Here is a 26,092-nt window from a genome sequence, read left to right as displayed (position 1 = left end):
TTATCCCCAATCAAAATTTAAATCTATTTTATTATTCTGGTGCAACAATACTATCCGGATCAATTCCTAGTGCGTTAGCCATTTCTTCATTTACTACTAATTTTAGCTCTTTTGCAGATTCAATTGCAGTAGTACTTGGCTTGGCTTTACCATCTAGAATTTTAGCAGCAACTAATCCAGTTTGCTTACCTAATTCCGTGTAGTCAATACCATATGTTGCCAAACCACCTTTTTCAATTTGTTCTACTGAACCAGCAACGATTGGTGTTTTTGTTTGTTTGGCCACTTCACCAATAACAGCGGCAGCAGATGCAAAGGTATTATCTGTTGGAATGTAAATACCATCAACATCTTTTGCTAAACTAGTAGTTACTTGTTGGACATCGTTAGTAGTGTTTGCTGTTAAGGTTTTAATTTTCACACCAGCTTTTTTCAGAGCTTTTTCGGCCAAATCAGCTTGAATTTTAGAATTTGCTTCCCCAGAATTATACATAATACCTATTGTTTTGGCATTTGGTACGATACTTAGTAGTAATTCAATCTGTTTAGCAATAGGTACCATGTCAGTTGTTCCGGTCACATTGGATCCAGGTTTTTTCAAACTTTTAGCTAATTTTGCTGCTACAGGATCAGTTACGGCAGTGATGACAATAGGTATATCTTGGGTTTCATTCGCTAATGATTGAGCAGAAGGTGTGGCAATACCTAGGAGTAAATCAGCTTTTTCCTTTACTAATTTTTCACTCATACTTTTTAGATTATCCTGATTATTTTGTGCATTTTGATAATCGAATTTAATATTTTTTCCTTCCTTATAGCCACCTTCAGCTAAGCCCTCTTTGAATCCTTTATAGGCAGCATCTAAAGAAGGATGTTGAACAATCTGTAGGACACCCACTGTCTTTTGTTCATTATCAGTTTTTTGTTTTGTATTCCCACAAGCCGCAAATAATAATGCACTAGCTAAGACAACTAGTGAGGTTAACATTTTTTTCTTTTTCATTTTTATCAAACCTTTCGATAAAGTAATAATCAATGAGAAGGAACTTTAAAAAATATTAGATAAAAATAAAACCATTTAAGCAATATGCCTAAATGGTGATGAAATCATATCAAAAGTTTTCAGCCATCTAGGGTGTCTACATGGCTAAAATTCACAGTAAAAAGCTCTAGCCATTATAGATACAAATCACATTGCTACTTGTATCCATAATGCTGAATACAAGTCTATCTAAAATAGCTAAAGTAAAAACTATTCAATTGGTGTGGATGTTTTATCTTTCTATTCATAAACAATCGTTCCTTCCAGTTGAATTACTTGAATTATAATTAACTTTATATTAAAAGTCAATGAAAAAATGAAACTATTTTGAGTTTTTTATGTGAATTGATTAAGTCTTTTCGTCAATCAATGTTTTACGAAAGGCTAACTTGTCCAATTGACTATATAGGTAAGTCTTAACCCATTTTTACATATTCTTGCCATTCTGGATAACTTATCCGCTCGTGTCTGATCAAGTTGTTGCACAACCTTTATTAAAAAAGATGGACAAATTGCTTGTCCATCTTCGTTTAATTTTCACGATATTGCCGTATGGTTTGTTGAATGGATTGAATACTATAAGGATAGCTGTCATTAAACGTTTGATCAATTGTTATATCCAAACGATCATTAAACATTTCTTCATATTCATCAATACTCAATTTGATTCTTGAGGTTAATAACTTTTGATGTAGTGCTGATTGTAATTGTTTTTCATATCCTTCGACTAAATTGGCTGTAAAAAACTCAGCAACAGCACCAGAACCATAGCTGAATAGGCCAATTTTTTGTGATGGAGTTAAATCTTGACTATTTTCTAGTAGAGAAATCAAACCAAGGTATAACGAACCTGTATATAAGTTACCAACTTGACGACTATAGGTAATGCTTGCTTCATAATGATTTAATAGTCGGGTTTGCGTTTGCTCATCTGCTTCAGCTAAGATACTTTGTAAAGCTTTTTTCCCCATTTTCGTATAAGGAATATGGAATAATAAAGCTTGATAGTCACTAATTTGTTGGTTAAATTGCTGATTATATGTTTGCCATACTTGTTTAAATGACTCAATATACGTTTCATTTGATAATGGTCCGTCTACTAATGGATAGTCATGATTGGTTGGTCGCCAAAAATCATAAATATCTTGTGTCAAGGCTAGGCTTTCTTCATGAATTGTCAAAATTCTTGGGTTAGCAGCAACTAAAATAGCAACAGCTCCAGCACCTTGAGTGGGTTCCCCACCTGAGTTTAACCCATAGCGCGCAATATCTGAAGCGATAATCAGCGCTTTTTTATCTGGATGTAAACGAACATGATTTAAAGCCATTTGTAGGCCGGCTGTCCCAGCATAGCAGGCTTCTTTAATTTCAAAGGAACGTGCAAATGGCTGAATTCCAAGTAAGCGATGCAAAATAATTGCAGATGCTTTGGATTCATCAATGCTTGATTCGGTCCCAACAACAATTAAATCAATTTTATCTAAATCATCAGCTGTTAAAATTTGTTTTGCAGCATTCGTGGCAAATGTAATAATGTCTTGAGTTTTAGGGTTTACGGCCATTTTTTCTTGTCCAATTCCAATTAGAAATTTACCAGGATCAACGTTTCTAGCTTGTGCTAACTCTGTCATATCAACATAGAAATTTGGCACATGGAAACTAATTTGGTCAATACCTACATTCATTCTATTAACTCCCTTCAATAAGCTACTATAATAACATAGCATAATTTTGCTATTTTGGGGATTGAAATGTTTATATTGTTAAAAAATATTTAGAATAACAATAAATTACAAGTGTTTGTATTTTTGGGCAGTATATAATTTAATTAATAGGCTTCTATGCTAAGATTATTTTTCTATAATGAACATTTTGTTGAATAAGGTGGGGAAAGTTCTAGTGAGGTACTGCGTTGATTAACCACTGTATAAACAAATTTTATAAACTTTTATGAGATATAGAATTGGTTACAAAAAAAGTTGAAAATAGTTATGGATGAATTGAATAAAACATATATTAAAGTTTATTTGCTAGAAGATTTTCTTAAATGTTAATGGAAATGGTATAATGAAATTAGTAGATTAGCTATGTAAAAAGAAGGTTAATGGAAATTGAAAAAATGCAATACTGTATTTTGAAGAAAATGTAAAAATATATGTTCAATTGAAAGGAATAAAATCGATTTATAGAAATAGGTGAAAGAAAAATGGAAAAGCACCAAAGAATAATCGGTCAAAACAAGATAGGACCATATACGATTTTATATCTTGAAAAAATTAACAACAATTTTTATGGATATAACTCCTATAAAATAGGCGATAAGCTTTATAAACCGGTCGTAATGTTTGACTCTAAAAATTCTGTAGCATTTAAAACAGAGAATGATGATGAAAATTTTGTTGGTAAAATGTTGGAATATGTGAGTTGTTAGTGTTTTATAGAACTGATTAGGTGCTGTCAATGAAAAATTACTTATGTATACCATCATGTATAGTAACAATGAAATTATAAGAAAAGTATCGTCAAGTCTTTTTATTTAACGAATCGTAGTGTAAACCAAGTAATTAAATTTTAGGCAGATAACACTAAAAATCAGCACAAAAATGTAAAAATATTTTTGTTCATAATAGTTATGCGCTAATTTGATGAAAGAGGCACGTTTCCTCTCGCTAATTAGCGTTTTTCGCCGTTATCGTGTATTTGTTTTAGTAGGTGGATACTGCTGAGAAAGTGAAATCCGATTTTGGAATCTTTTTTTCTCTAGCACAACTCCATCTATTACAATCCAATTGAATAGTACGTTTACTATAAATATTTAATACACTAAAATCCTAACTTGATCTTTTCGTCTGCTTATTAAGTGATTGTTAATTTAGCACTAGATATAGTTAAATCAACGCCTTTTTAAATAAGCGATTATTAAAAAGATTCAATTATAGTTAACTACAATTTAAAATTTTTTTAGAATAACAATAAATTACAAGTGTTTGTATTTTTTTTTTGGTCAAAGAATGATATATTTCAATTTGGAGGTGTTAATGTGGAAGAAGTAGTAATTATTGATGCACTGCGAACACCAATTGGAAAATTTCGTGGGATGTATAAAGAAATCAATGCTGTAGATTTAGCGACAAAATTAACACAAGAGTTATTTAATCGTCATCCGCAGATAAAAGATAGAGTTGATCAAACTATTTTTGGTCAAGTATTGCAAGCTGGAAGTGGGCAGAATACGGCACGTCAGATTAGTTTAAATGCTGGTCTAGATCAAGCTGTGCCAGCCATGACGATCAATGAAGTTTGTGGTTCGGGCTTAAAAGCAATTATATTAGCAATGGAACAGATTCAATTAGGCAAGGCGCAGGTTGTCTTGGCTGGTGGGACAGAAAACATGACGAATGCGCCTCATGTTAGTCAGTATGATAAGGCAAGTGATAGCTATACTACCCCTAAGCCTGTGATGCTCGTAGATGGGCTGACTGATGCATTAAGTGGCAAACATATGGGCTTAACTGCTGAGAATGTTGCCGAATTATATCAAATTACCAGACAAGCTCAGGATGAATATGCTTTTAATTCACAAAAAAAGGCCCAAGTTGCCCAAGAAAGTGGCTGGTTCAAAGAAGAAATCGTCCCAATAACGGTAGGGCAAACAATTTATGATCAAGATGAGAGTATTCGTTTTGATACTTCACTAGATAAGCTAGCCCAATTAAAAACCGTTTTTAAAGAAGACGGAACGGTTACTGCGGGAAATGCTTCACCAATTAATGATGGTGCCTCGGCAGTTATTTTAGCAGCTAAAAGTTATGCAGTCGCCCACAATATTCCTTATTTAGCCACCATCAAAGCAACCAGTGAGATTGGAATCGATCCAGCGATTATGGGGATTTCACCAATCAAGGCGATTCAAAGTTTGATGGAGAAGGCTGATATTTCTTTATCAGAGGTTGATTTATTTGAAATTAATGAAGCTTTTGCTGCTTCTTCTATCGTGGTAGCTAAAGAATTAGCAATCCCTGAGGAAAAGGTGAATATTGCTGGTGGGGCAATTGCTTTAGGTCATCCGATTGGAGCGAGTGGTGCACGGATTCTAACGACTTTAATTCATCAACTACGCCGGATAAACGCACGTTTTGGGGTTGCTTCTTTATGTATTGGTGGAGGACTTGGGTTAGCTATGTTAATCGAGGTAGAGTCAATCGATACTTTTGAAAAAAAAAAATTCCAGCAACTTTCTAGCAATCAAAGACGAGATTATTTAAAGCAACAAGGATATATTGATGCAACAACACAAGCATCCTGGTCAGAGATTGCTTTACCAGTAGATGTTTTTGAGCATTTAATTGAAAATCAAGTAACTGACTTTGCTTTACCATTAGGGATTGTGCCAGAATTTGTTGTAAATGATCAGACCTATTATGTACCGTTTGTTACGGAGGAGCCTTCTGTAGTGGCTGCTTGTAGTTACGCTGCTAAAATGGCACGATCAACCGGTGGCTTTAGAGCAACCATGGAAAAACGTTGGGCACGTGGACAGATCGTGGTAGCCGATTTAACGCTAGATGCTGCTGAAGAGCTTACGCAATGGCTGATAGCACATGAACAAGAATTAATCCAAGTAGCCAACGATGCCTATCCTTCCATTGTTAAAAGAGGAGGCGGTATAAGAGCAATTGAAACGCGTCTATTAGATGAGGGGCATTTAATGAGTATCGATGTATTGATGGATACTAAAGATGCGATGGGTGCGAATATGTTAAATACGGTTTTAGAAGCTTTAGCCGCCCATCTTAAAGCCGTTTTAGATATAGAGGTTTTATTTGCAATTTTGACTAATTATAATACAGAGGCTGTGGTTAAAGCTCAGGTTGAAATTCCTTTCCATCAATTAGATAAGCTGGGTGAGGGGAAGAAGGTAGCTCAAAAAATCGCCATGGCTGCTTCTGTGGCAAAGTTAGATCCATATCGGGCAGTTACGCATAATAAGGGAATTATGAATGGGATTGATGCGTTAGTCTCAGCTACCGGTAATGATACCCGAGCTTGTGCTGCTGCTATCCATGCCTATGCTGCTCGCAATGGTAGCTATCAAGGCTTAACTGATTGGCAGGTTCGTGATAATGTCTTATATGGTAGCATTGAATTACCGCTTTTATTAGCAACAGTTGGTGGTGCAACGAAAATCTTGCCAAGAGCAAAAGAAGCTTTGGAATTGCTAGATTTAAACGATGCCGTTGAACTTAGTCAATTAGCTGCTGCTGTAGGGTTAGCACAAAATTTAGCGGCTTTAAGAGCGATTGTTAGCGAAGGGATTCAAAAGGGACACATGAAAATGCAAGCTCGCTCTTTAGCGATGAGTGTAGGTGCCAAAGGTGAAGAAATCAAGTATGTTTCCCAAAAATTGCTTGAATCACCGATGAATCAAGCGCAGGCTAGCGCTATATTAACTGATTATCGAAAAAAAAATAAACTGTAAGTTGAAAGCTTACAGTTTATTTTTTTTGATTTAGCTTAACGTTTAGCAATGGCTGTGTGAGCAAAGGCTTCGATTAATGGAATGACTTCCAATTTTAATTTATACTTTCTTTCAAGGGCATTTTCAATTTGGAAAGTATCTGCCACTTTTTTATCGATGCTTGCCAGTACACGTTCTTCTTTGGCAGCTTGTTCAACTACGATAAAGGCATCTGCAGTTTCATTGACCTTGAATTTAGGAAATTGACTGATTTTTTCAATAAAGGCTTCAGCAGTTAAAACATCTGCTTCTTGTGTAGTTGCTCGAGATGCTGCTACTTGTTCAGTTGGCTTTTGTTCAGCTACTTTTTCGGTAGCAGCTTCTTTACTTTCTTCGGTAGCAGCTTCTTTACTTTCTTTGGTAGCTTCTTTTACTTCTTCAACCGTTTCTTTTCCTTCATTTGCCGTAGTCTCTGCAGCTGGTACGATCGGTCTTTGCCAATAGCTAGCGATTTCTTCAACTAGATTGGTACTAAAACGTTCGAAAAGTCCTTCTTCTTCATTTTGAATTCGCTTGATAACGGTATTGAAATTCTTATCTAAAGGCACAGCAATTGTCTTTTCTTTATCAGACTCGCCTAAAAATTCGATAATCATTTCATTTTTACGGTTTCGATAGATGTAAACCTTGATTGGTAATTGATACAAAGCCATGGCTTTCTTTTCTAGTTCTCTAAATAATTGGGTTTTGGTTTGTTCCATTGATGGGCGGAAATGCTTCATTAATTTTTGTAATTGCTTTTTCTTCATAACAATCTCCTCTCAATACTAAATGATTATAAGAAAAATTGGGACAAATGAACAGTCTTTTTTTGAAAAAATGATGTTTCACTTAAAAAAAACAAGTTATTTTTAATTAAATTCAAAAAATTATAGATGTTCAAATTTAGGGATAATAGCGATACAGTCTTTTTCTTCAGCAATCGCCACAGCATAACCATGCCAAGTGGATAAACGGTATTTTTCTCCTAGACGTTCATCTAGAGCGGTTAAAAATTGTTCTCTCTGCCAATTTCTAGCCGGAAAGTGCTGAATTAAATTTGGTTGAATTAAAAAGACAAAATCTGGATGTAAAGCTTTTTGAACGTAAAGGGGAAGTGCATCAAGTTGTTGTTTGTCCATCCTTTCACCTCAGATCACAAATAGATTTACTTAGCCATTCTAGTGTAACAACCTTTTAAAATAATTACAAATATCTTTCATGTATTTAGTAAAAAATTGTATTTTACACTTCATTAAGAGAAGTTTTTTGGTAAACTAGTAAGGTGCAAATATTATGATTAAAGTGAGGACAAGCATGTTTACTATTTATTTGAAAGAAGCTATTTTACATATTATTGATCGTCAAACGGGAGATCCAGTATTATCAGAAGTTCCTTTAGATTTAGCTAATGATTATATCCGTGAATATATCGAAAAGAAAATTCAAAAACTTTCATCACCACAAACTAAAGCAGGCATGTTAGCGCCTGATAGTGCAGTTGCACAACTTTTAAATACTTACGGGGAGCAGTTTATTGAATTATCGCATCATTTAGTCAATAAATGGTATGAAGCCTATCAGCAAAGTGAAGAAGCGCCTTCCTGTGATATCATTATCGCAAAATATGAAATAGATACGATTCCCTATCTAGCTTTTTTAAAAATTAACTTTGCAGAAGGCTATACACATTTTGTTGAAAGCCAAGACCAAGGGGTGGAGAATAAATTGATTTTGCACCGGGCTATTTTGGCTAATAAGAGTCAGAAGGTAGATGAAGGTGTTTTGATTCAGCTATTGAATTATGAATTTCAATTAATTGAAAAAAAATATCTGTTTTCTGGTGAAAAGAAAAGCTATTTTTCAACAGCTTTTATTGAACAGGTCCCAGCAGCTTCTTTAGAAGAAAATGTGCGTGTGATAAAGCAAGTAGCAAGTAAGATTGGTAAAGATTTTGATGAAGCAAATTTTCAAGTTGTAGCTGATGTCAAACAGGCGGTTGCTCAATCTATTGAGGAAAACGGCTATATCGAGCCTGAAAAAATCGCCAAGGAAGTATTTAAAGAAAATATTACTGCCCAATTAGCTTTTCAGGAACAAGTTGCTGAAAAAGGAATTACCTCCCAGGTACCTATGATTTCTCAAGTTAAAGAGATTAGCGAAAAGAAATATAGTAAGCAAAAATTAGTTTTATCCAATGGAATTGAATTGATTATTCCGATGGATGTTTATCGTGATCCAAGTAAGCTTGAGTTTATCAATCAACCAGACGGTACGATTTCGGTAACGATTAAAAATATTGAAGATATTTCTGCTAAATTATAATTTTTTTTTACGAATGTTTATATAACTAGCATGATTCGCCTTCTTTGTTTAAGATAGAACTATGCTCATTTCTAGGGGGAAAGCTATGAAAAAACTAATCAAACGTCTACTCCTGGGAAGCTTTGTCTTATTGCTAATATTATTGGGCTTATTTGGTTATCAGAAATATCAGGATTTAAAAAGAGTCCAGCAATTTGAACCTTTAGTTCGCAAAGAATTAGCTAAATATCAGTTAACAGAGTATACAGAGAGTATTTTAGCGATTATTATGACGGAAAGTAAAGGCGAAGGCGACGATCCGATGCAAAGTTTTGAAAGCTTAACACAGCAAGCAGGCAAATTCGATGATAGTAAGCGAAGTGTGCAGCAAGGTGTGAAGCATTTTGTTGATTTATATCAGCATAATAAACAGCTTCAATGTGACTTTGCGACGGTTATTCAGGCCTATAATTTCGGCATGGATTATATTGATTATGTTGCCCAACATGGAAAAAAGCATAGTCTTGATTTGGCTGAAAAATATTCAAAGGAAAAATTAGCGCCAGCTTTAGGCAATACGAGCCAAGTACGTTATCGATATCTTCATATTATTTCTATTTTGCATAATGGAGGCTATCTTTACCGTAATGGGGGCAATTTTTACTATGCGCAATTAGTCAAGCTTAATCAATTTCAGCTTCATTGGTATCAAAAAATCATGAACAGCTAAGCTTAGCTTGTTCATGATTTTTTGTGCTGAAATAAGAACATTTAACTTGAAAAAACGCCGAAATATGCTACAATCAATAGCATGGAATATTGTCTGTATTTTTAGACTGAGATCTGATTCTCAGTCTTTACTTTGGTGTCAAAAGCCTTATCTACCACATTTTAACGTATAATCTAGCGATAAATGTGAATAGAGTGAATCATTGATGTACGTAGTGAAAATGGGAGATTTCGCTTGGTGTACCTTAAGTAAAATTTTCTCAATTCATTGATTGAGGAGGTGTTTGGATGGCAAAAATTCCACAAAATATTATTGATGATATTCGTAGTAAAACAAATATTGTAGATATTATAGGTCAACATGTTCATTTAAAAAAGGCAGGGAAAAATTATTCAGGGTTATGTCCTTTCCACGATGAAAAGACCCCTTCTTTTTCGGTAGCTGAAGATAAGCAATTTTACTATTGCTTTGGCTGCAAAAAAGGTGGCAATGTTTTTAATTTTGTTCAAGAATTAGAGGGACTTTCGTTTCAAGAAGCAGTTGTTCGAGTAGCTGAAATGGAAGGAATCGCCTTGGCTGAAGAATATAAACAGCCTGAGGAAATGATTCAGCATTCGCCTTTGCAGACAAAATTATTACAAATGCACCAAAAGGCTTGTGAAATTTATGTGCATATGTTAAAGCACACACAAGTCGGTCAACCAGCATTAAGTTATTTGCAAAGTCGTGCGCTCGATGAGTCATTAATGGATACCTTTCAAATTGGGTTTGCACCAAATGAACGCAATTTTTTGTTTAAAGTTTTCACTAATGACGGCTACACTTTTGAGGAAATGTTGGCTTCTGGGTTATTTGTTCAATACGGTGACAATCAGTTGATGGATCGATTCTATCAGCGCATTATGTTTCCGATTCGCAACGAACAAGGGAAAGTGATTGCTTTTTCTGGGCGCTTTTTACCTCAAGCAAATCAAGTAGAGGATAAAGAACAGCCTAAGTATTTGAACAGTCCAGAGGGGCTTTTATTTAATAAACGTGATGTTTTATTTAATCTGGATTTAGCTCGTTCAAGTATTCGTAAATCAGAGGAAGTCTACTTATTTGAAGGCTTTATGGATGTGATCTCGGCATACAAGGCTGGAATAACCAATGGGGTAGCCTCGATGGGAACGAGCCTTACTGATCAACAGCTTCATATGATTTCACGACTAGCTAAGGAAGTGATTATCGCTTATGATGGTGATTCGGCTGGACAAAATGCAACTTTTCGGGCAATTGAATTATTTGAAGAAAAAACACGGTTAAAAATAGCGATTGTTTCTTTACCAGAAAAGCTTGATCCGGATGAATATATCAAGAAATATGGTAAAGAGGCTTTTTATCAGCTAGCTGTTCATGGCCGTGAAGGGGTCTTTCCGTTTTTGATGCGTTATCGAAAACAAAATCGTCATCTAGGGAATGAACGCGAGCAGCTTGCTTATGTGCAAGAATTGTTGATGGATTTAACTCGCGTGGATTCAGTTATTGAGCAAGACCGCTATTTAAATCAATTAGCAGTTGAATTCAATATTAGTCGAGATGCCTTGCAAAGTCAGTTTATGCAACAGCGCAGATTAAATCAACAACAATCAACTAGTGCCTACAATCGTAACATGCAATCTAACCAACAAGCGCAGACTATCGTAACGATTACTCATGTGAAGAAAACACAGTTACAAAAAGCGCAAGAATTATTGTTAAATCGATTATTTACCAATCCAAGGTTAAATCAGCGTGTGAAGGCAGAGCAGATAGAATTTCCTGATGAGAATTATCAACAAATTTATTTTTTATATGATACACTTGTTGAAAGTACAGGTAGTTTTGAGGTAGCTAAGTTTTTAGATATTTTAAAAGAAGCCGAGCTTAAAAATATTGTTGCTGATATCGCTAGTTTGAATGTGCCGGAACAAATGGAAGAAAAGGAATGGCAAGATTTACAAAAATTATTTAAGCGCGTAAGCTTAGAAAAGCAATTAAATGAAAAAAAAGCTGCGCAGCAATTAGCTAGTCAGCAAGGCAATCAAGCGTTAGAGCTGACGCTTGCAATGGAAGTTATTCAATTAACCAAACAATTGAAACAAATGAGTTAATAGGTGAAGGGAGTTTCTTACATGTCAGAACAACCACAAAAATCTTATGAACAAGCACTATCACAATTTATTCGTGAGAATCGTTATAAAGGTCAAGTTTTATACGATGAACTGTCGAATCAATTAGTTGTCCCCTATTCATTAGATGCTGAAGCGATGGATCAATTGATTCAAAAGGTAGAGGATGCAGGGATTAGTGTTGTCGATGAAAATGGTGAACCATCTATTCACTCTTTAAAAAATAGTGAAAAGCAAGAAGAAGCTGACACCGAAGATGATCGTGATTTGTCTGCGCCAACTGGTGTGAAAATCAATGATCCAGTTCGTATGTATCTAAAAGAAATTGGGCGCGTCCCATTATTGACAGCTGATGAAGAGGTGAATCTTGCTTTAAAAATTGAAGATGGCGATCAAGAGGCTAAACAACGATTAGCTGAAGCAAATTTACGTTTAGTCGTAAGTATTGCTAAGCGATATGTTGGTAGAGGAATGCAATTTCTTGATTTAATTCAAGAAGGAAATATGGGCTTGATGAAAGCCGTAGAAAAATTTGATTATCGTAAAGGGTTTAAATTTTCAACCTATGCAACTTGGTGGATTCGTCAAGCAATTACCCGTGCAATTGCAGACCAAGCCAGAACTATCCGAATTCCTGTTCATATGGTTGAGACCATCAATAAATTGATTCGGATTCAACGTCAGCTTTTACAAGAATTAGGTCACGAACCAACACCTGAACAAATTGCTGAAAAAATGGAGATGCCAACAGAAAAGGTACGTGAAATTCTAAAAATTGCTCAAGAGCCGGTATCATTAGAAACGCCAATTGGTGAAGAGGATGATTCACATTTAGGTGATTTTATTGAAGACCAAGAAGCCACTTCACCAGCTGAACACGCAGCCTATGAATTGCTAAAAGAACAATTAGAAGATGTTTTAGATACCTTAACCGATCGTGAGGAGAATGTGTTGCGTTTACGTTTTGGTATTGATGATGGGCGTACAAGAACTTTAGAAGAAGTGGGTAAGGTTTTTGGTGTTACTCGTGAGCGTATTCGTCAAATCGAAGCAAAAGCTTTGCGTAAATTACGCCATCCATCTCGTTCTAAACAATTAAAAGACTTTTTAGAATAATCCTTTATTTAAGTAAACTTCGGATAACCGTTTTCGGCTATCCGAAGTTTTTTTACATTTAGATGTCGTTTCAAACAAAATGCTAAAATTTCATTTGTGAATTGATAAAATATCGAAAGGAGTCATTGGCTTAATCTATAAGATATGGTACATTTAAGGATAGAAATAATAGTAAGGAGTCGTTTATATTGATTAATCGATGCCCACATTGTGGTTTTGAACCTATTAAAGATCAGCTTGTTTGTCCAAATTGTGGCAAAGAAATTAAAGAAAACATAGCTGAAAAATTACGAATTGATAATAAAGAAGTGATTCACTTAGAAGAAGATACAACAGAAAAAAATGATAATATTGTATGGTCTGATCTGCAAGAAGTGCCAATTGGGACCTTAATGGAGCATATGAGTGGTGACAGTGAATTAGAGGATGAAGCCGATGAAGTAAAGCCGGTAAATGAATCGATTGAGGATGCGACAGATTCTAATCATTTAGTTACTGACTCCGATCTTCACCAACGGCAGACAGAAGAAGCTTCGATTGAGACTGATGCTGAGGCGGATACTACTGAGGGGATAGACGAAGTAGCCTCCACCAATGAGAGTGATGATAATGTAGACTATGCTGATGATGATGCGCCAAATCCGATTCTTGCTGAGTATTTGCAAAAACATAATGCGCGTAAGCTTGCTGAACAACAAGCGCTAGCTGATGAAAAATCAGCAATAGCAACTGAGGAGGCATCAAGCGTTGAAGATAAAACAGTAATGGCTGACAAACAAGAAGCACAAACAGTTATTACTGCAACAGACGCTATTGATGAAAAGCACATAGCTGAAGCAACATCGGCTGACTCTTCCTTGACAATCAACCAAGCGAAGGATAGAACAAATTTTGATCCGGATTATTTAATTGATAGCAATGATGTCAAAGAGCAAGCAGACACGCCACAGGCAAATATTGATGCGGCCTTAACTCAAATTTCAAAATTAAATACAACGCAAGTGGAAGAAAATCCAATACCAGCTACAGCAAATGAGGATTTAGAAATAGCTGAAGAACAGCAACTAGAGACGACTGGTAAAAATAAAAAATGGCGTTCGGTTGCTTTAGCGGCAGCTTTATTGTTAGCCGTGGGAACTGGTTATTGGTATGCGCATCAGCAGCGTAGTAATACTAGTGACGAGAAGGTCTTAGAACAAGTGGACCAACAGGTTGCCAAATTATCGTCAAAGATTGATGATTTATATACAACGAAACAACGTAATTTTATTAAATCGACCGTTACGTTAGCTCAAATCAATCAGCTAGCTAAACAATTAGCTAATTTTGATGGTCAAGAAAATTATAAAAAATTAAAAACACGTTTAGAAGCTGCGAAAGAACAATTGTTAGCTGAGCAAGATATTAATGGCTATTTCACCAAAGCGATTTTAGCCAATGGTAAATTAAATCATGAGGCACATATTGATTATGCTAAAAAATTTGATTTACAGTTAAGAAAAGGCAAAACGGCTTTCGATCAATTGGCTAATCTGGCGATTAAGCAAGGTCAAGATGAATATAAAAACTATGAGGCTGCAAAAAAGGCTGTTGATGAGCTAATGGCTGGCTATAAAAATCAGTTATTAGCTAGCTCAGTTACTCGTGAAAAATATCAACAAGCTAAAAAATTAGTCGATCAATTATTTACTAGTACGCAGAAAACAGCAATGACGGAGCAATTGCAAACTATCGACAAAGCTTTGACGAAGCAAGAAAATGAGCAAAAACAAGCCCAGCAAGCCAATACAACCAACCAAGGTACAAACGCTGCAACGGATAGCACAAATACCTCAGCTACTAGTGCGAACAATCAAACTAGTTCAAGTAATAATACTAGTGGTTCTGCTACAATTAGTGCAGAAAATGCTTATAATACGCAACCTGTTTATGCAAGTTGGTTAAGTGAAGAGACACAGGTATTAACACCACAAACGACGCATCAAGTCAATAATCAACCAATTATTGCTACACGCTTGAGTGATTTGCAGGATGTAAATAATCCAGCTTGGACCTGGGCACCTGGAATCAAGGAAAAAGTTTTACAGGCATGTATTGATCGTGGTTATGTTGTGCCTGGTGGTTATGTTTTAGAACGTGTACGTATTGAAAATGGCGAAGGTTATTACAATCTATATTCAATTAGTCCAAGCGCTAAATTTAGTGCTAGTCCAGATAAACCAATGTATGTGGTAACCATTAACTGTAAAACAGGTTTTTATAAAGGAAATGGGAATGATCATACCATCCGTTAATTTAAGCCTGTAATGACAGTTGTCAATCTCCCCTTTTTTCGTTAAGATAAGATTTATTATCTTATCTTAAAAAAAAGGGGGGTTTTATTTTGGCAAAGGAACTAACTTTTAAACAGGGAATGAAGGCTAGCTTGCCTACTGTTTTAGGTTATATGGGGATTGGCTTTGCGATGGGTGTTGTTGGTAAAGGGGTTGGTTTAAGTGTTTGGGCCATTGGTTTAATGTCGATTTTAGTTTATGGCGGTAGTTCTCAATTTATATTGTGTGGCTTATTGAGTATTCATGCGCCACTATTATCGATTGTATTGACGGTATTTTTGGTTAATTTACGTCATTTTTTAATGAGTTTATCCGTTGCCCAAACCTTTAAAAATGAGGGGTTATTTATTAGGATAGGCATTGGTAGTCTGTTAACAGACGAATCCTATGGGGTGGTCATTACCGAAATTTTACGGAAACAGCCAGTAACGGCTAGCTGGATGTATGGGCTCAATTTAACGGCTTATATTAGCTGGATTATTGCAACAATCTTAGGTGCACTATTTGGTGGTTTTATCACCGATCCGGCTAAATATGGTTTGGATTTTGCGTTAGTGGCGATGTTTTTAGGGCTTTTTCTATTTCAAGTGGAAATTCCTTTAAAAAAACAGACTAAGAGTACGGTCCAAATTTTAGTAACGATTCTGATTAGCTTGATTGTACTGATGCGTATTAGTACAGCGGAAATTGCCGTTTTAGGCGCTACTTTGTTGGGCTGCTTGATTGGAGTGATGACTCATGAGTCTGAGTGAATTTCATTTGTTTTTATTATGTGGATTCGTGACTTGGCTGCCACGAATTCTCCCTTTTATTTTTTCTAGGAAAATGTCTTTTCCACCAAAAGTGCAATTATTTTTAAATTGTTTACCCATTTGTATCTTGGGAGCGTTATTTTTCCAAAGTTTATTAACCTTTGAAAAAAATCACTGGCCGCTGCTGAAAATTCCTGAATTGATTGCTTGTATTCCAACGCTAATCGTGGGATACTATACTAAGGACTTAATGAAAATAGTGGTGACTGGCATGATTACGATTGCAGTGATCCGGCTAATTTTTTAATTATAAGGAGACATGATGAACGAGTTATTAGCAACCATAATTAGTGGTTTAATTATTGATGAAAATGAGCATTTTTATTTTTTACAAAAAAATGGTCAAACCTTTCGTTTAAATAAAGCTGAAGGAGCGCATCAAATCGGTGAGATGGTAGAAGGTTTTACCTATATCAATCAAAAACAAGAATCTTGTGTAACGACCAAGATACCAAAAGTTAGAAAAGGGCATTATGCTTTTGCAACGGTGACTCAAGTGCGCAAAGACTTAGGAGTTTTTGTCGATATTGGTATTAGTGATAAAGAGATGGTAGTCTCTTGTGATGAATTACCGACTATTCGCGAGTTATGGCCCAAAGCAGGAGATCAATTATTTGTTAGCTTACGTGTAGATGCTAAAAATAGAATTTGGGCGACTTTGGCTGATGAAAAGATGTTTAAAGCGATGGCTAGAAAAGGCCAAGAAAGTCAGCAAAATGAAAATGTGACGGGGACTGTCTATCGTTTGAAATTAGCTGGCAGTTATCTGTTAACTGATGATTATTATATTGGTTTTGTACATCCTAGTGAACGTTATCAAGAACCACGCTTAGGTGAAAAAGTCCAAGCACGTGTGATTGGTTTGCGACCAGATGGGGTATTGAATTTATCCATGAAGCCACGCGCGCATGAGGCAATTAATGATGATGCACAAATGATTTTAGCTTATTTAAAACGTAGTCAGACCCAAACCATGCCTTATACTGATAAATCAAGTCCAGAAGCGATTAAGCAAATGTTTGGTATCAGTAAAGGACAATTTAAGCGTGCTTTAGGTCACTTGATGAAAGAAAAATTGATTGAACAAGTTGACGGACAAACCAAACTGCTATAATATTTGATTGATAGCTAGTTTGTTTCTTAAGTTAATTGAGTATAAGCAATGTAGGAGGCTTTTTGAGTCGTGAATAATACACCAAGCTTAAGTAAAATAAAAAAATTATTACATGATTCCGGTTTTAAATTAACGCCTCAACGTGAAGCGACTTTAATGGTTTTACTTGAAAATGAGAAGGATCACCTGTCTGCAGAGGAAATATATTTCTTTGTTAAACGTAAAAATCCTGATATTGGCTTAGCAACCGTATATCGTACTTTAGAAATTTTAACTGAATTAAAAGTTGTCGATAAAGTCAGCTTCAATGATGGAGTAGCCAGATATGATTTGCGCAAAGAAGGTGCCAAACGTTTTCATCATCATTTACTATGTCTAGAATGTGGCGACATTGAAGAGATTGAAGAAGATCTATTAGGCGGTGTGGAAGAAGTGGTAGAAAGACGATTCCAGTTTCTAATTAAAGATCATCGCTTAACCTTTCATGGAATATGTAAAAACTGCCAACAAAAGATGAAGCAACAGCCAAAAGATTAAGGACAACTGTTGGGTAGAAGGTGTAGGAACACTTCTGCCCTCTTTTTTTGAGTGATAGAGGAAAGTTTTATGGAAGAGATTTTGACAGCCTATTTTATCTATTTAAATCAACAGGAGCATTTATCGCAAAATACCATTCAAAGTTATCAAAATGATTTAAAACAGTATTTGCATTATGTGAAGAACCAAAAAATAAACCATTGGAATGATGTTTCACGTAAGGTAGTGATTGATTTTTTTAGCAATTTGCAAAGACAAGAGAAAGCACAGGCAACAATGATGCGGATGCTCAGTAGTGTGAAAAAATTTCATTTGTATTTACAACTTCAGCAAATAACTGAGCATAATCCAACCTTACAAGTCGAACTTGCCAAAAAATCAAGTAAAGCTCCAGAATATCTGACACTAGCAGAAATTGAGCAGATTATGCAAATACCTGATGCGTCCACAGTCTTAGGCTTACGTGATCGGACAATGTTAGAGCTGCTATATGCTTCAGGTGTTCGGGTAAGCGAGTTTATTGAGTTAAAGCTCAGTGAATTTAATTTAGTGATGGGATTGTTACACTTAATAGGTAAAGGCAATCGAGAACGGATTATTCCTTTGGGGCCAACTACGTTAAATTGGCTGAAGTTATATCTAGAGCAATCCCGACCACAGCTAATTAGCGACGACAGTCCTTATTTATTTGTGAACCATCGTGGCAAACCGTTTACGCGTCAAGGAATTTGGAAAATTATTAAGCAAATTATTACAGAAGCGAAAATTGAAAAAAGTGTGACTCCACAAACCTTTCGCCATAGCCTAGCCATTCATCTATTGCAAAATGGGGCTGATTTGGCAACGGTTCAAGAAATTTTAGGTCATGTAGATATTTCTACGACTGAAATCTATGTAAGAATGACCAAGAAGAGATTAAGTGAAACCTATTTGAAGTATTTCCCACGTGCATGATAGACATAGGAAGAAAGGAATTTATGAAAGAATTACAAATAAAATTAGATGTCTTTGAAGGGCCACTGGATTTATTGTTACATTTAATTAATCAATTAGAAATTGATTTATATGATATTCCGATAGCCAAGATTACGGAGCAATATTTACAATACCTTCATGCTATGCAAACCCTGGAATTAGAAATTGCTGGAGAATATATTGTGATGGCGGCGACCTTGATGGCAATGAAGAGCAAAATGCTATTGCCAACGCAGACGGTAGAATTTGATGATGAGACTATCTATGAAGAAGATCCAAGAGAAGCGTTAGTCCAACAGCTAGTTGAATATCGTAAATATAAGTATGCAGCCGAGAAATTAGCCGATAAAGCCCAAGAGCGTAGTCAGTATTATACGAAAAAGCCCATGGATTTACAGGATTATACTACTGAGCAGAAGTTAGATCAAAATCAAATCAATACCATTGATCTATTCTTAGCTTTTCATCAATTGCTGGAAAAGAAAAAACGCCAACAGGTTCTGCAGGCGACGATTGCTGCTGATGAATTTAGTATTGAAGAGAAAATGCAAGAAATCGAAAAACAATTACAAACAAAGGTAGCTTCAAAGGGCTTAGCTTTGGAGGATTTGCTTACAGTGTATAATCGTAGTGAGGTCGTCGTGACTTTTATGGCTTTGTTAGAATTAATGAAGCATCAAAAAATAATTGTTAGACAAAAGGATCATTTTTCTGCGCTTTATCTATTTGCTGCCTAGCTATTTAGAAATAGGATTGAAAGGTTTTTGAATTATGAGTATCATTAGTCAAATTGAAGCATTATTATTTGTAGCTGGTGATGAAGGCACTACACTTGATGAATTAGGCTATTTATTAAAGACTTCTACAGTTGAAGTCTATCAACAGCTTGAACGCTTAAATCAGCGCTATCTAGATAATTCTGAATGTGCAATCGAAATCAAAGAATTGGGCAATCGCTTTATGCTAACGACCAAAAAGCAGCATACCAAGCTGTTAAAACGATATGCGCAGTCACCAATGGCTAACCGTTTATCGCAAGCTGCCTTAGAAACATTAGCCGTTATTGCTTATAAACAGCCAATAACGCGTTTAGAGGTGGATCAAATTCGTGGTGTGAATTCGAGTGCTTCTATTCAAAAATTGGTCTCTTTTCAATTAATTGAAGAAACCGGCCGGCTAGAGGCACCTGGTAGACCACGAATTTATGGAACCACGCAGTATTTTATGGATTACTTTGGCTTACGTGATTTAAAGGAATTGCCTGATATTCAAGAAATGGAGTTAGATTTAGCTCAAGAGCTGCCAAATCAGTTATTTAAAGAAGTGGATGAAGCGATTTTTCATCGAGAAAATACGGAAGAACTAAAAGAAAGTGATGGAAAGGAATAAATATGGAACGATTACAAAAAGTGATTGCTCATGCGGGGATTGCCTCAAGAAGAAAAGCTGAGGAATTGATTACTGCCGGACGAGTAAAGGTCAATGGTGAAGTTGTAACAACATTAGGTGTTCAGGTTTCAGCTAAGGATCAAGTAGAAGTAGATGAGGTGCCCATTTATCAAGAAGAACCGGTCTATTATCTTTTTTATAAACCAAGAGGTGTTATTTCAGCGGTGAGTGATGATAAGGGACGTAAAGTGGTGACGGATTATTTTAGTGATGTCACCCAACGAATTTATCCAGTCGGCCGTTTAGATTATGATACATCAGGTTTATTAATCTTGACGAACGATGGGGCCTTTGCCCAACGCTTGACTCATCCCAAGCATGAAGTAAATAAAGTGTATGTCGCTAAGGTAAAAGGGATTGCCGATCAAAAGAAATTATATCCCTTAACTAAAGGGTTACGTTATCAGAAGGTTCAATATGCACCTGCTCGCTATGAAATTATTTCTACTGATGTAAAAAAACAAACGAGCGTGGTACAATTGACTATTCATGAAGGTAAAAATCACCAGGTGAAGAACATGCTGGAAGCTGTGATGCTACCTGTTCAAAAGCTAAAACGTGAAAAATATGGTGACTTAACTCTGGATGGTTTAAAACCAGGAGAATTTCGTGAATTAACTAAAAAAGAAGTGAAGCAATTATTAGGACAATCCAAAGCAAAATAATATTGTTGGCAGTGTGTAAACCAAAAAAATTATTTAATTAGGCAGAATAAGTGTTAAAATCATTTGTATTTTTTTTGAATTGCTGTATAATACAGGTGAACTTAAAAATAAATAATAAAGGTTCGTCTTCAGGGGCAGGGTGTAATTCCCGACCGGTGGTGATAGTCCACGACCTGTTTAGTAGTACTACTAAATGGCTGAACTGGTGAAATTCCAGTACCGACAGTATAGTCTGGATAAAGAAGATAGAGCGTATTTGATTTGCCTAATTGTGTGATTAGATACCCTATTTTCCCTGTGAAAATAGGGTATTTTGTTTATTTTTTCACAAAAGCGAATTTAATAGGTTCATTGAAGATGGATCCTTGTCAGGAGGATTTTCATGCAAAGTAGTAAAGTTCAACAATTAGTCGGTATCGCAGTTTTAGGGGCAATGGGTTTGATTTTGCAATATCTCGCTTTTCCTATTTTCCCAGCATTAGGATTTTTAAAAATTGATTTTAGTGACATTCCCGTATTAATTGGTATGTTTTTATTTGGTCCATTTGCTGGAATAGCGACAGCTTTCATTCGTTCATTTTTACATTTATTAACAACTGGAATTGCTGATCCTGCTAATTTAGTCGGTGATGTAGCTAGCTTTTTAGCCTCAATGGTTTTTAGTTTACCAATCTATTATTTCTTTAAAGAAAAACTAAATAGAAAAAATCAACTATTGGGTATCGGATTAGGCATACTTTCTCTAACCATCTTTATGAGTGTAGCGAATTATTTGGTTATTACGCCACTTTACTTAAAATTCTATGGGCTTAATGCTGATCAATTATTAGGTATGACTTTAGCGAAATACATTGCTATTGGGATTATTCCATTTAATCTGATTAAAGGTGTTTTAGTTAGTGGAGTATTCGTTGTCTTACATGCTAAACTGTTACCTTGGTTATCTAAAAAGAAAATTCGTAGTAACGTCAAGCATCGGGGGTTGTCTTAAGAGGGATTAACTACCGATTCGCTATAATTATTCAATTAAATTGAAAACGCAGCTTTTACTTAAGCAATTACTTAAGTGGAAGCTGCGTTTTTTTTATCAAAGTCGTCGTAAGAGAGCTAAAAATTAATTTTTTTCAGTAATCAGCACGTATTTATTTTCTAGAAGGTTGTTCTAAAAGGATTGCACGAACTGGACACTTACGATATGCTTGTAGTGCTGTGGGTTGTTGTGCAGGAGTTAAGGTCAGTTCATTGCTATCAGGAAAATCCTTAAAGCGGACGATGCCTTCTTCATCATAATCGAATAAATCGGGTGCGTAAACCGCGCATAATCCGCAAGCAATACATTGTTCGGGGATAATTTGACAAATTGTTTCCAAAATTTCACCCACTTTCTGGAGGAATTTATGAACGAATTTATTCTAGCCTTGTTTAATCAAAAAGACAAGTTAAAACGTAAAACCCTATATCTCATTTTAACAGGTAAGCGAACCAGTTCGACTTATTTTTATGCTAAATTACATGGCTTACTAAATGTCTTTGGTTTATTTCCACACTTAAGTGAAAAGGATTTTCATCAATCCATTCATGCCTTAATTAAACAACACTATCTGAAGCAAGAAGCAGAAGACTTAATTTTAATTAAACAACCAGCTAGTTTGCTAACCCCTTATTATGAGGTGATTTCTCAGCTAGATGGTTTTCGTTTTGCCAGAAATGGACAGCAATTATGGCGTTTATTACAGGCCTTAGTGCAAAATCTAGCTGCTTGGCCCAAGCCATTCAATCAATTACCGGTAGAAATCAGTCCATTCTATGTCTTTTTTACAGAACGTATCTTAACAGAAATGACTCCTGAAAAAAAGGCGCAATTTATTGAGGATTGCTATGCGATTTTTGATTTGCTACCTAATGAGGTGAGCTTGTTTTTGGTTCAGTCCTTATCAGGAGAACAGTATCAAGGACGTACTTTTTTTCAACTTTGTCCGAAAGAATATCAAACCTATCCACTTAATGAATGTTATGGATTAGCGATGATTCACCAATTTTGGTATCAAGTCTTACGTCATCCCGACAATTTACTTTATCAGTTATTTCATGCGCAGTTACTGTTAAATTACAATCAAAGTATGCTCCAAACGCGTCATTTATTTTTACAGGGCTATAGTATCGAAAAAATCGCCCAAATACGCAGATTAAAAATTGGTACACTAAATGATCATATGATTGAATGGGCGCTATTAGATTCAAAATTTCCTTTTGAACGGTTTGAATTGATAGTCGATGCGCAGCTTTTAACGCAGACTTATCAAGATTTTCAAGAAAAATACGCAGATAAAGGCTTTCTATGTTACCGGCTTAGTCAGCTTTATCAATTAAATCAACGAAAGTTAGAGAAAGAATAGGTCAAAAGCAAATGACAACAAAAGATCAGTTAGCATTTCAATCTTTAGAAGATGCTTTAAAGCATTATTATGGCTTTACCAGTTTTAGACCCTTACAAAAAGAAATTATCCAAGCACTATTGGCACAAAAAGACGTTTTGGCCCTTTTACCAACTGGGACAGGGAAGAGTCTTTGCTATCAATTAGCTGGCTATCTGTTAGAGGGCTTAGTCGTGATCATTTCGCCTTTAGTCTCATTGATGGAAGATCAGGTCAATAATTTATGGGCATTAGGGGAAAAAAGAGTGGTTGCACTGAATAGTTTATTGGATAAATCAGAAAAAGCATACGTTTTAGCGCACTTAAGCAACTATAAATTCCTTTTTCTAAGTCCGGAAATGGCGAGTCAGGAAGCTGTGATACAAAGCTTAAGTCAACAAAAAATTGCATTATTAGTCATTGATGAGGCGCACTGTATCTCACAATGGGGCGTAGATTTTCGACCAGAATATCGCAATCTTCATTTGCTTAAAGAAAGTCTGCAACAACCACTAACTTTGGCTTTAACAGCTAGTGCTACACAAAAGGTCAAAGAAGAATTGACGACCCTTTTGTTAAGCAATCAGCCTATTGTTTTTGAACAGCCGATTGATCGGCAAAATATTTTTTTAAAAGTCATGCATGTTACCGATAAATTCGCAGCTTTAACGCAGCTTTTAACTGAAAATAAGGGCGCAGGGATTATTTATTGTGCGACTAGAAAAAGAGTGGAAGCACTCTATCAGCAATTAAAATCAACTTACCAGGTTGCTTATTATCATGGTGGCTTAGCTGGCAATCAGCGTCAATTGTTACAAGCGCAATTTAAAGCAAATCAGCTGCAATTATTAATTGCTACCAATGCTTTTGGGATGGGGATAGATAAAGCGGATATTCGTTTTGTGATTCATTATGAATTACCAGACAGCTTGGAAAATTATGTTCAAGAAATTGGCCGAGCGGGTCGTGACGGTCAACAAAGTCAAGCAATTTTACTCTATCAAGAAAAGGATGAGCAGATTCATTATTTCTTACAGGAACAGCAAAAAAATGCCAGAAAGGAATATGAAGCTTGGTATGAACAAGCACCCGCACTTTTAAATGCCGCGTATTTATCTGAGCAACAATTAAAATGGCAACAACAAATTCAAAAAGAAGGCTATGCAGCTTTTATGCAACGTTTGAAAGATAGCGAGTTAACCAAACGTCAGATGCTAAAGCAAATGCTTGCCTTTATTCATACGCAAGCTTGTCGGCGCCAATGGTTGGCTGATTATTTTAATAATGAACAGCCACTAAAACCTAAATATTGTTGTGATATCGATACACAAGAAGTACCTAATTTAGCTGAACAGTCCCAAAGAGAGGCGATTTTTCCGGATACAGTTACTAACTGGCAGGCTATTTTCAAAAAAATTTTTAAAACAGTTTAAATATCCTTAATTTTTTGCGCAAAATTTTTTAGAGCTATGGTATAATGATTCGGAAAGTAAATAGGAGGGAACGTTACATTGCCTAAGAAAGTAAAGAAAAAAGAGAATAGACAAGTGAATGAACCTTGGGAGCAACCCATTTATGATGTAGAATCTGAGCAAGTGCCTTCACGTGTGCAAAGCGGCAGAAGAAAACGGGGCAATCATCGCTTTTTAACCATTGTATTGATTTTATTATTTATCATTGCTGCTGGTCCTGCTGTTTTTGGTGTGTGGAAGCTTTACATTGATCATCAGCCAGCTACAGAAAAAGTTGCAAGTAAAGAATCAAGCACGAAGTCAAGCATGTCTACTTCGACGACTGCATCGACAACGAATAGTACGACTGAATCAACTCAAAGCACTGATTCATCTGCTGCAACAGCTGAAGCAGATGAAAATCAAACTGAAAATCAAACTGAAAATCAAACAGAAGATGCGAATACAAATACTGATTCACAAACTAAAAACCAAGCTGGTGAGGAATATACAACGGTTCAAGCCGGCGAAGGTCCACAATCTATTGCCAATCGAACCGGTGTATCAGTAGAGGATATTTATCGCTTGAATGGCATGACGGCCGATAACTTTAATTTAACGCCAGGACAACAAATTCGTATTAAATAATAAATATTTTGTTTAAAATAAGTAACTGAGTTTATCTGTGAAGTACCCTCAATTTAAACTCAGTTGCTTTTTGTTGAGAGAAAGATAAGGAGAATAGGTATGTCGGATAAACTAAATATCGCCATTGATGGTCCTGCATCATCAGGAAAAAGTACGGTTGCTAAAATCATCGCTAAAGATTTCAACTACATATATACAGATACGGGGGCAATGTATCGGAGTGTCACCTATTTAGCGTTGAAATATCAGGTTGATTTTACTGATGAAAAAGCATTAGTTGATTTAATTCATCGCTATCCCATCACATTTAAACAAGCTGAAGGTGGTCAGCTGGTCTTTGTAGATGGACAAGACGTTACAATGGCTATTCGTTTGCCAGAAGTAACCCAGCATGTTTCTCAAATCGCAGCTTTAAAGGCAGTTAGACAAGAGCTTGTTAAACAACAACAATCTATTGCTAAAGCTGGTGGTGTAGTTATGGATGGACGGGATATTGGTACGGTGGTTTTACCCGATGCGCAAGTGAAAATTTTTCTAAATGCCAGTGTTGAAGAACGGGCACAACGCCGATACAAAGAAAATATGGAAAAAGGAATTGCGTGTGATTTTGACGAGCTGAAAGAGGCGATTGCCAAACGGGATTATTATGATTCTCATCGTGAAAATTCACCATTAAAACAAGCTAGCGATGCAATCGCTATTGATACAACGGGAATGTCAATTGATGAAGTGGTTTTAGCAATCGAAAACATTGCTAAACAAAAATTGAATTAAGAATAAGCGAAAATTCGTTAGTTATTCTTTTTTTGATAAGAATAACTAACGAATTTTGTTTTGATAATATTTTTTTCAAAA

General features: G+C 35.7%; 25 protein-coding genes and 1 riboswitch. Of the genes, 20 read left to right on the top strand and 5 right to left on the bottom strand.

Going from position 1 to position 26,092, the window contains the following annotated elements; genetic code table 11:
* Positions 1 to 31: 31 nt before the first annotated feature.
* Positions 32 to 1,003: an ABC transporter substrate-binding protein gene (locus RK02_RS04885; protein WP_016183149.1), complete on the bottom strand. Its 972-nt coding sequence runs from the start codon at positions 1,001 to 1,003 to the stop codon at positions 32 to 34.
* Positions 1,004 to 1,572: 569 nt separating this feature from the next.
* Positions 1,573 to 2,727 (bottom strand): hydroxymethylglutaryl-CoA synthase, encoded by a 1,155-nt coding sequence (locus tag RK02_RS04880; RefSeq protein WP_016183148.1) that lies wholly within the window; start codon positions 2,725 to 2,727, stop codon positions 1,573 to 1,575.
* 521 nt (positions 2,728 to 3,248) lie between these two features.
* Here RK02_RS04880 and RK02_RS04875 point away from each other — a divergent pair.
* Entirely contained in the window at positions 3,249 to 3,473 is a 225-nt protein-coding gene (locus RK02_RS04875) for a hypothetical protein (RefSeq protein WP_016183147.1), read from the top strand.
* Between the two features lie 609 nt (positions 3,474 to 4,082).
* The gene (locus tag RK02_RS12100; protein WP_016183146.1) at positions 4,083 to 6,521 is read left to right on the top strand and encodes a hydroxymethylglutaryl-CoA reductase, degradative; all 2,439 of its coding nucleotides are present in this window, start codon (positions 4,083 to 4,085) and stop codon (positions 6,519 to 6,521) included.
* Positions 6,522 to 6,556: 35 nt separating this feature from the next.
* On the opposite strand, the gene RK02_RS04865 is transcribed toward RK02_RS12100, so the two are convergent.
* Positions 6,557 to 7,309, bottom strand: coding sequence for a hypothetical protein (locus RK02_RS04865; protein ID WP_016183145.1), 753 nt, complete (start codon positions 7,307 to 7,309; stop codon positions 6,557 to 6,559).
* Between the two features lie 120 nt (positions 7,310 to 7,429).
* Positions 7,430 to 7,681 (bottom strand): hypothetical protein, encoded by a 252-nt coding sequence (locus RK02_RS04860; protein WP_016183144.1) that lies wholly within the window; start codon positions 7,679 to 7,681, stop codon positions 7,430 to 7,432.
* A gap of 175 nt (positions 7,682 to 7,856) precedes the next feature.
* On the opposite strand from RK02_RS04860, the gene RK02_RS04855 reads away from it, so the two are divergent.
* The 14 genes from RK02_RS04855 (at position 7,857) to RK02_RS04790 (ending at position 21,715) form a co-directional block, all read left to right on the top strand.
* Positions 7,857 to 8,864, top strand: a complete 1,008-nt coding sequence (locus RK02_RS04855; RefSeq protein WP_016183143.1) for a nucleoid-associated protein — start codon at positions 7,857 to 7,859, stop codon at positions 8,862 to 8,864.
* An 85-nt stretch (positions 8,865 to 8,949) separates the two neighbouring features.
* The gene (locus RK02_RS04850) at positions 8,950 to 9,573 is read left to right on the top strand and encodes a lysozyme family protein (protein WP_016183142.1); all 624 of its coding nucleotides are present in this window, start codon (positions 8,950 to 8,952) and stop codon (positions 9,571 to 9,573) included.
* Between the two features lie 287 nt (positions 9,574 to 9,860).
* Positions 9,861 to 11,705 carry a DNA primase gene (gene dnaG / locus RK02_RS04845; protein ID WP_016183141.1) on the top strand — a complete coding sequence of 615 codons (1,845 nt, stop codon included), beginning with the start codon at positions 9,861 to 9,863 and terminating at the stop codon, positions 11,703 to 11,705.
* Positions 11,706 to 11,726: 21 nt separating this feature from the next.
* Positions 11,727 to 12,839, top strand: coding sequence for an RNA polymerase sigma factor RpoD (rpoD, locus tag RK02_RS04840; protein ID WP_016183140.1), 1,113 nt, complete (start codon positions 11,727 to 11,729; stop codon positions 12,837 to 12,839).
* Positions 12,840 to 13,027: 188 nt separating this feature from the next.
* The gene (locus RK02_RS04835; protein ID WP_016183139.1) at positions 13,028 to 15,133 is read left to right on the top strand and encodes a cell division site-positioning protein MapZ family protein; all 2,106 of its coding nucleotides are present in this window, start codon (positions 13,028 to 13,030) and stop codon (positions 15,131 to 15,133) included.
* 119 nt (positions 15,134 to 15,252) lie between these two features.
* The gene (locus RK02_RS04830) at positions 15,253 to 15,924 is read left to right on the top strand and encodes an AzlC family ABC transporter permease (protein WP_051074598.1); all 672 of its coding nucleotides are present in this window, start codon (positions 15,253 to 15,255) and stop codon (positions 15,922 to 15,924) included.
* Positions 15,911 to 16,231 (top strand): AzlD domain-containing protein, encoded by a 321-nt coding sequence (locus tag RK02_RS04825; protein ID WP_016183137.1) that lies wholly within the window; start codon positions 15,911 to 15,913, stop codon positions 16,229 to 16,231. Before RK02_RS04830 ends, RK02_RS04825 begins: the two co-directional genes overlap by 14 nt.
* A 15-nt stretch (positions 16,232 to 16,246) precedes the next feature.
* On the top strand, positions 16,247 to 17,098 hold the full coding sequence (locus tag RK02_RS04820) for a CvfB family protein (RefSeq protein ID WP_016183136.1): 852 nt from the start codon (positions 16,247 to 16,249) through the stop codon (positions 17,096 to 17,098).
* A gap of 69 nt (positions 17,099 to 17,167) precedes the next feature.
* Positions 17,168 to 17,635, top strand: a complete 468-nt coding sequence (gene fur / locus RK02_RS04815) for a ferric iron uptake transcriptional regulator (protein ID WP_016183135.1) — start codon at positions 17,168 to 17,170, stop codon at positions 17,633 to 17,635.
* A gap of 69 nt (positions 17,636 to 17,704) precedes the next feature.
* Positions 17,705 to 18,589: a tyrosine recombinase gene (locus RK02_RS04810; protein ID WP_016183134.1), complete on the top strand. Its 885-nt coding sequence runs from the start codon at positions 17,705 to 17,707 to the stop codon at positions 18,587 to 18,589.
* A gap of 23 nt (positions 18,590 to 18,612) precedes the next feature.
* Complete coding sequence (locus RK02_RS04805) at positions 18,613 to 19,347, top strand: segregation/condensation protein A (protein ID WP_018451667.1); 735 nt, start codon at positions 18,613 to 18,615, stop codon at positions 19,345 to 19,347.
* Between the two features lie 34 nt (positions 19,348 to 19,381).
* Positions 19,382 to 19,999: an SMC-Scp complex subunit ScpB gene (gene scpB / locus RK02_RS04800; protein ID WP_016183132.1), complete on the top strand. Its 618-nt coding sequence runs from the start codon at positions 19,382 to 19,384 to the stop codon at positions 19,997 to 19,999.
* Positions 20,000 to 20,001: 2 nt separating this feature from the next.
* Positions 20,002 to 20,724 (top strand): pseudouridine synthase, encoded by a 723-nt coding sequence (locus tag RK02_RS04795; RefSeq protein WP_016183131.1) that lies wholly within the window; start codon positions 20,002 to 20,004, stop codon positions 20,722 to 20,724.
* Between the two features lie 120 nt (positions 20,725 to 20,844).
* A riboswitch (FMN riboswitch) is annotated at positions 20,845 to 20,975 on the top strand.
* A 131-nt stretch (positions 20,976 to 21,106) separates the two neighbouring features.
* Positions 21,107 to 21,715 carry an ECF transporter S component gene (locus RK02_RS04790; protein WP_016183130.1) on the top strand — a complete coding sequence of 203 codons (609 nt, stop codon included), beginning with the start codon at positions 21,107 to 21,109 and terminating at the stop codon, positions 21,713 to 21,715.
* 151 nt (positions 21,716 to 21,866) lie between these two features.
* On the opposite strand, the gene RK02_RS04785 is transcribed toward RK02_RS04790, so the two are convergent.
* Positions 21,867 to 22,094: a ferredoxin gene (locus RK02_RS04785; protein WP_018451668.1), complete on the bottom strand. Its 228-nt coding sequence runs from the start codon at positions 22,092 to 22,094 to the stop codon at positions 21,867 to 21,869.
* 27 nt (positions 22,095 to 22,121) lie between these two features.
* Here RK02_RS04785 and RK02_RS04780 point away from each other — a divergent pair, with 27 nt between their 5' ends.
* From RK02_RS04780 to cmk, 4 genes are all read left to right on the top strand, one after another.
* Positions 22,122 to 23,120, top strand: coding sequence for a helix-turn-helix domain-containing protein (locus RK02_RS04780; protein ID WP_016183129.1), 999 nt, complete (start codon positions 22,122 to 22,124; stop codon positions 23,118 to 23,120).
* Between the two features lie 11 nt (positions 23,121 to 23,131).
* Positions 23,132 to 24,571 carry a RecQ family ATP-dependent DNA helicase gene (locus tag RK02_RS04775; RefSeq protein WP_016183128.1) on the top strand — a complete coding sequence of 480 codons (1,440 nt, stop codon included), beginning with the start codon at positions 23,132 to 23,134 and terminating at the stop codon, positions 24,569 to 24,571.
* Positions 24,572 to 24,649: 78 nt separating this feature from the next.
* A complete protein-coding gene (locus tag RK02_RS04770) occupies positions 24,650 to 25,237 on the top strand; it encodes an SAG1386/EF1546 family surface-associated protein (protein ID WP_016183127.1) in 588 nt (195 codons plus the stop codon).
* 99 nt (positions 25,238 to 25,336) lie between these two features.
* A complete protein-coding gene (gene cmk / locus RK02_RS04765; RefSeq protein WP_016183126.1) occupies positions 25,337 to 26,011 on the top strand; it encodes a (d)CMP kinase in 675 nt (224 codons plus the stop codon).
* The last annotated feature ends 81 nt before the right edge of the window (positions 26,012 to 26,092 follow it).

This window comes from Enterococcus columbae DSM 7374 = ATCC 51263, assembly GCF_000406925.1.
GTDB classification, from domain to species: Bacteria; Bacillota; Bacilli; order Lactobacillales; family Enterococcaceae; genus Enterococcus_E; species Enterococcus_E columbae.
This window is presented reverse-complemented; position numbering and strand designations above follow the sequence as displayed.

What these genes read in the sequence shown, in the direction of transcription:
- RK02_RS04885 (WP_016183149.1), bottom strand. Translation starts at nt 1,003, where the DNA reads ATGAAAAAGAAAAAAATGTTAACCTCACTAGTTGTCTTAGCTAGTGCA.
- RK02_RS04880 (WP_016183148.1), bottom strand. Translation starts at nt 2,727, where the DNA reads ATGAATGTAGGTATTGACCAAATTAGTTTCCATGTGCCAAATTTCTAT.
- RK02_RS04875 (WP_016183147.1), top strand. Translation starts at nt 3,249, where the DNA reads ATGGAAAAGCACCAAAGAATAATCGGTCAAAACAAGATAGGACCATAT.
- RK02_RS04865 (WP_016183145.1), bottom strand. Translation starts at nt 7,309, where the DNA reads ATGAAGAAAAAGCAATTACAAAAATTAATGAAGCATTTCCGCCCATCA.
- RK02_RS04860 (WP_016183144.1), bottom strand. Translation starts at nt 7,681, where the DNA reads ATGGACAAACAACAACTTGATGCACTTCCCCTTTACGTTCAAAAAGCT.
- RK02_RS04855 (WP_016183143.1), top strand. Translation starts at nt 7,857, where the DNA reads ATGTTTACTATTTATTTGAAAGAAGCTATTTTACATATTATTGATCGT.
- RK02_RS04850 (WP_016183142.1), top strand. Translation starts at nt 8,950, where the DNA reads ATGAAAAAACTAATCAAACGTCTACTCCTGGGAAGCTTTGTCTTATTG.
- dnaG (WP_016183141.1), top strand. Translation starts at nt 9,861, where the DNA reads ATGGCAAAAATTCCACAAAATATTATTGATGATATTCGTAGTAAAACA.
- rpoD (WP_016183140.1), top strand. Translation starts at nt 11,727, where the DNA reads ATGTCAGAACAACCACAAAAATCTTATGAACAAGCACTATCACAATTT.
- RK02_RS04830 (WP_051074598.1), top strand. Translation starts at nt 15,253, where the DNA reads ATGAAGGCTAGCTTGCCTACTGTTTTAGGTTATATGGGGATTGGCTTT.
- RK02_RS04825 (WP_016183137.1), top strand. Translation starts at nt 15,911, where the DNA reads ATGAGTCTGAGTGAATTTCATTTGTTTTTATTATGTGGATTCGTGACT.
- RK02_RS04820 (WP_016183136.1), top strand. Translation starts at nt 16,247, where the DNA reads ATGAACGAGTTATTAGCAACCATAATTAGTGGTTTAATTATTGATGAA.
- RK02_RS04810 (WP_016183134.1), top strand. Translation starts at nt 17,705, where the DNA reads ATGGAAGAGATTTTGACAGCCTATTTTATCTATTTAAATCAACAGGAG.
- RK02_RS04805 (WP_018451667.1), top strand. Translation starts at nt 18,613, where the DNA reads ATGAAAGAATTACAAATAAAATTAGATGTCTTTGAAGGGCCACTGGAT.
- scpB (WP_016183132.1), top strand. Translation starts at nt 19,382, where the DNA reads ATGAGTATCATTAGTCAAATTGAAGCATTATTATTTGTAGCTGGTGAT.
- RK02_RS04795 (WP_016183131.1), top strand. Translation starts at nt 20,002, where the DNA reads ATGGAACGATTACAAAAAGTGATTGCTCATGCGGGGATTGCCTCAAGA.
- RK02_RS04790 (WP_016183130.1), top strand. Translation starts at nt 21,107, where the DNA reads ATGCAAAGTAGTAAAGTTCAACAATTAGTCGGTATCGCAGTTTTAGGG.
- RK02_RS04780 (WP_016183129.1), top strand. Translation starts at nt 22,122, where the DNA reads ATGAACGAATTTATTCTAGCCTTGTTTAATCAAAAAGACAAGTTAAAA.
- RK02_RS04775 (WP_016183128.1), top strand. Translation starts at nt 23,132, where the DNA reads ATGACAACAAAAGATCAGTTAGCATTTCAATCTTTAGAAGATGCTTTA.
- cmk (WP_016183126.1), top strand. Translation starts at nt 25,337, where the DNA reads ATGTCGGATAAACTAAATATCGCCATTGATGGTCCTGCATCATCAGGA.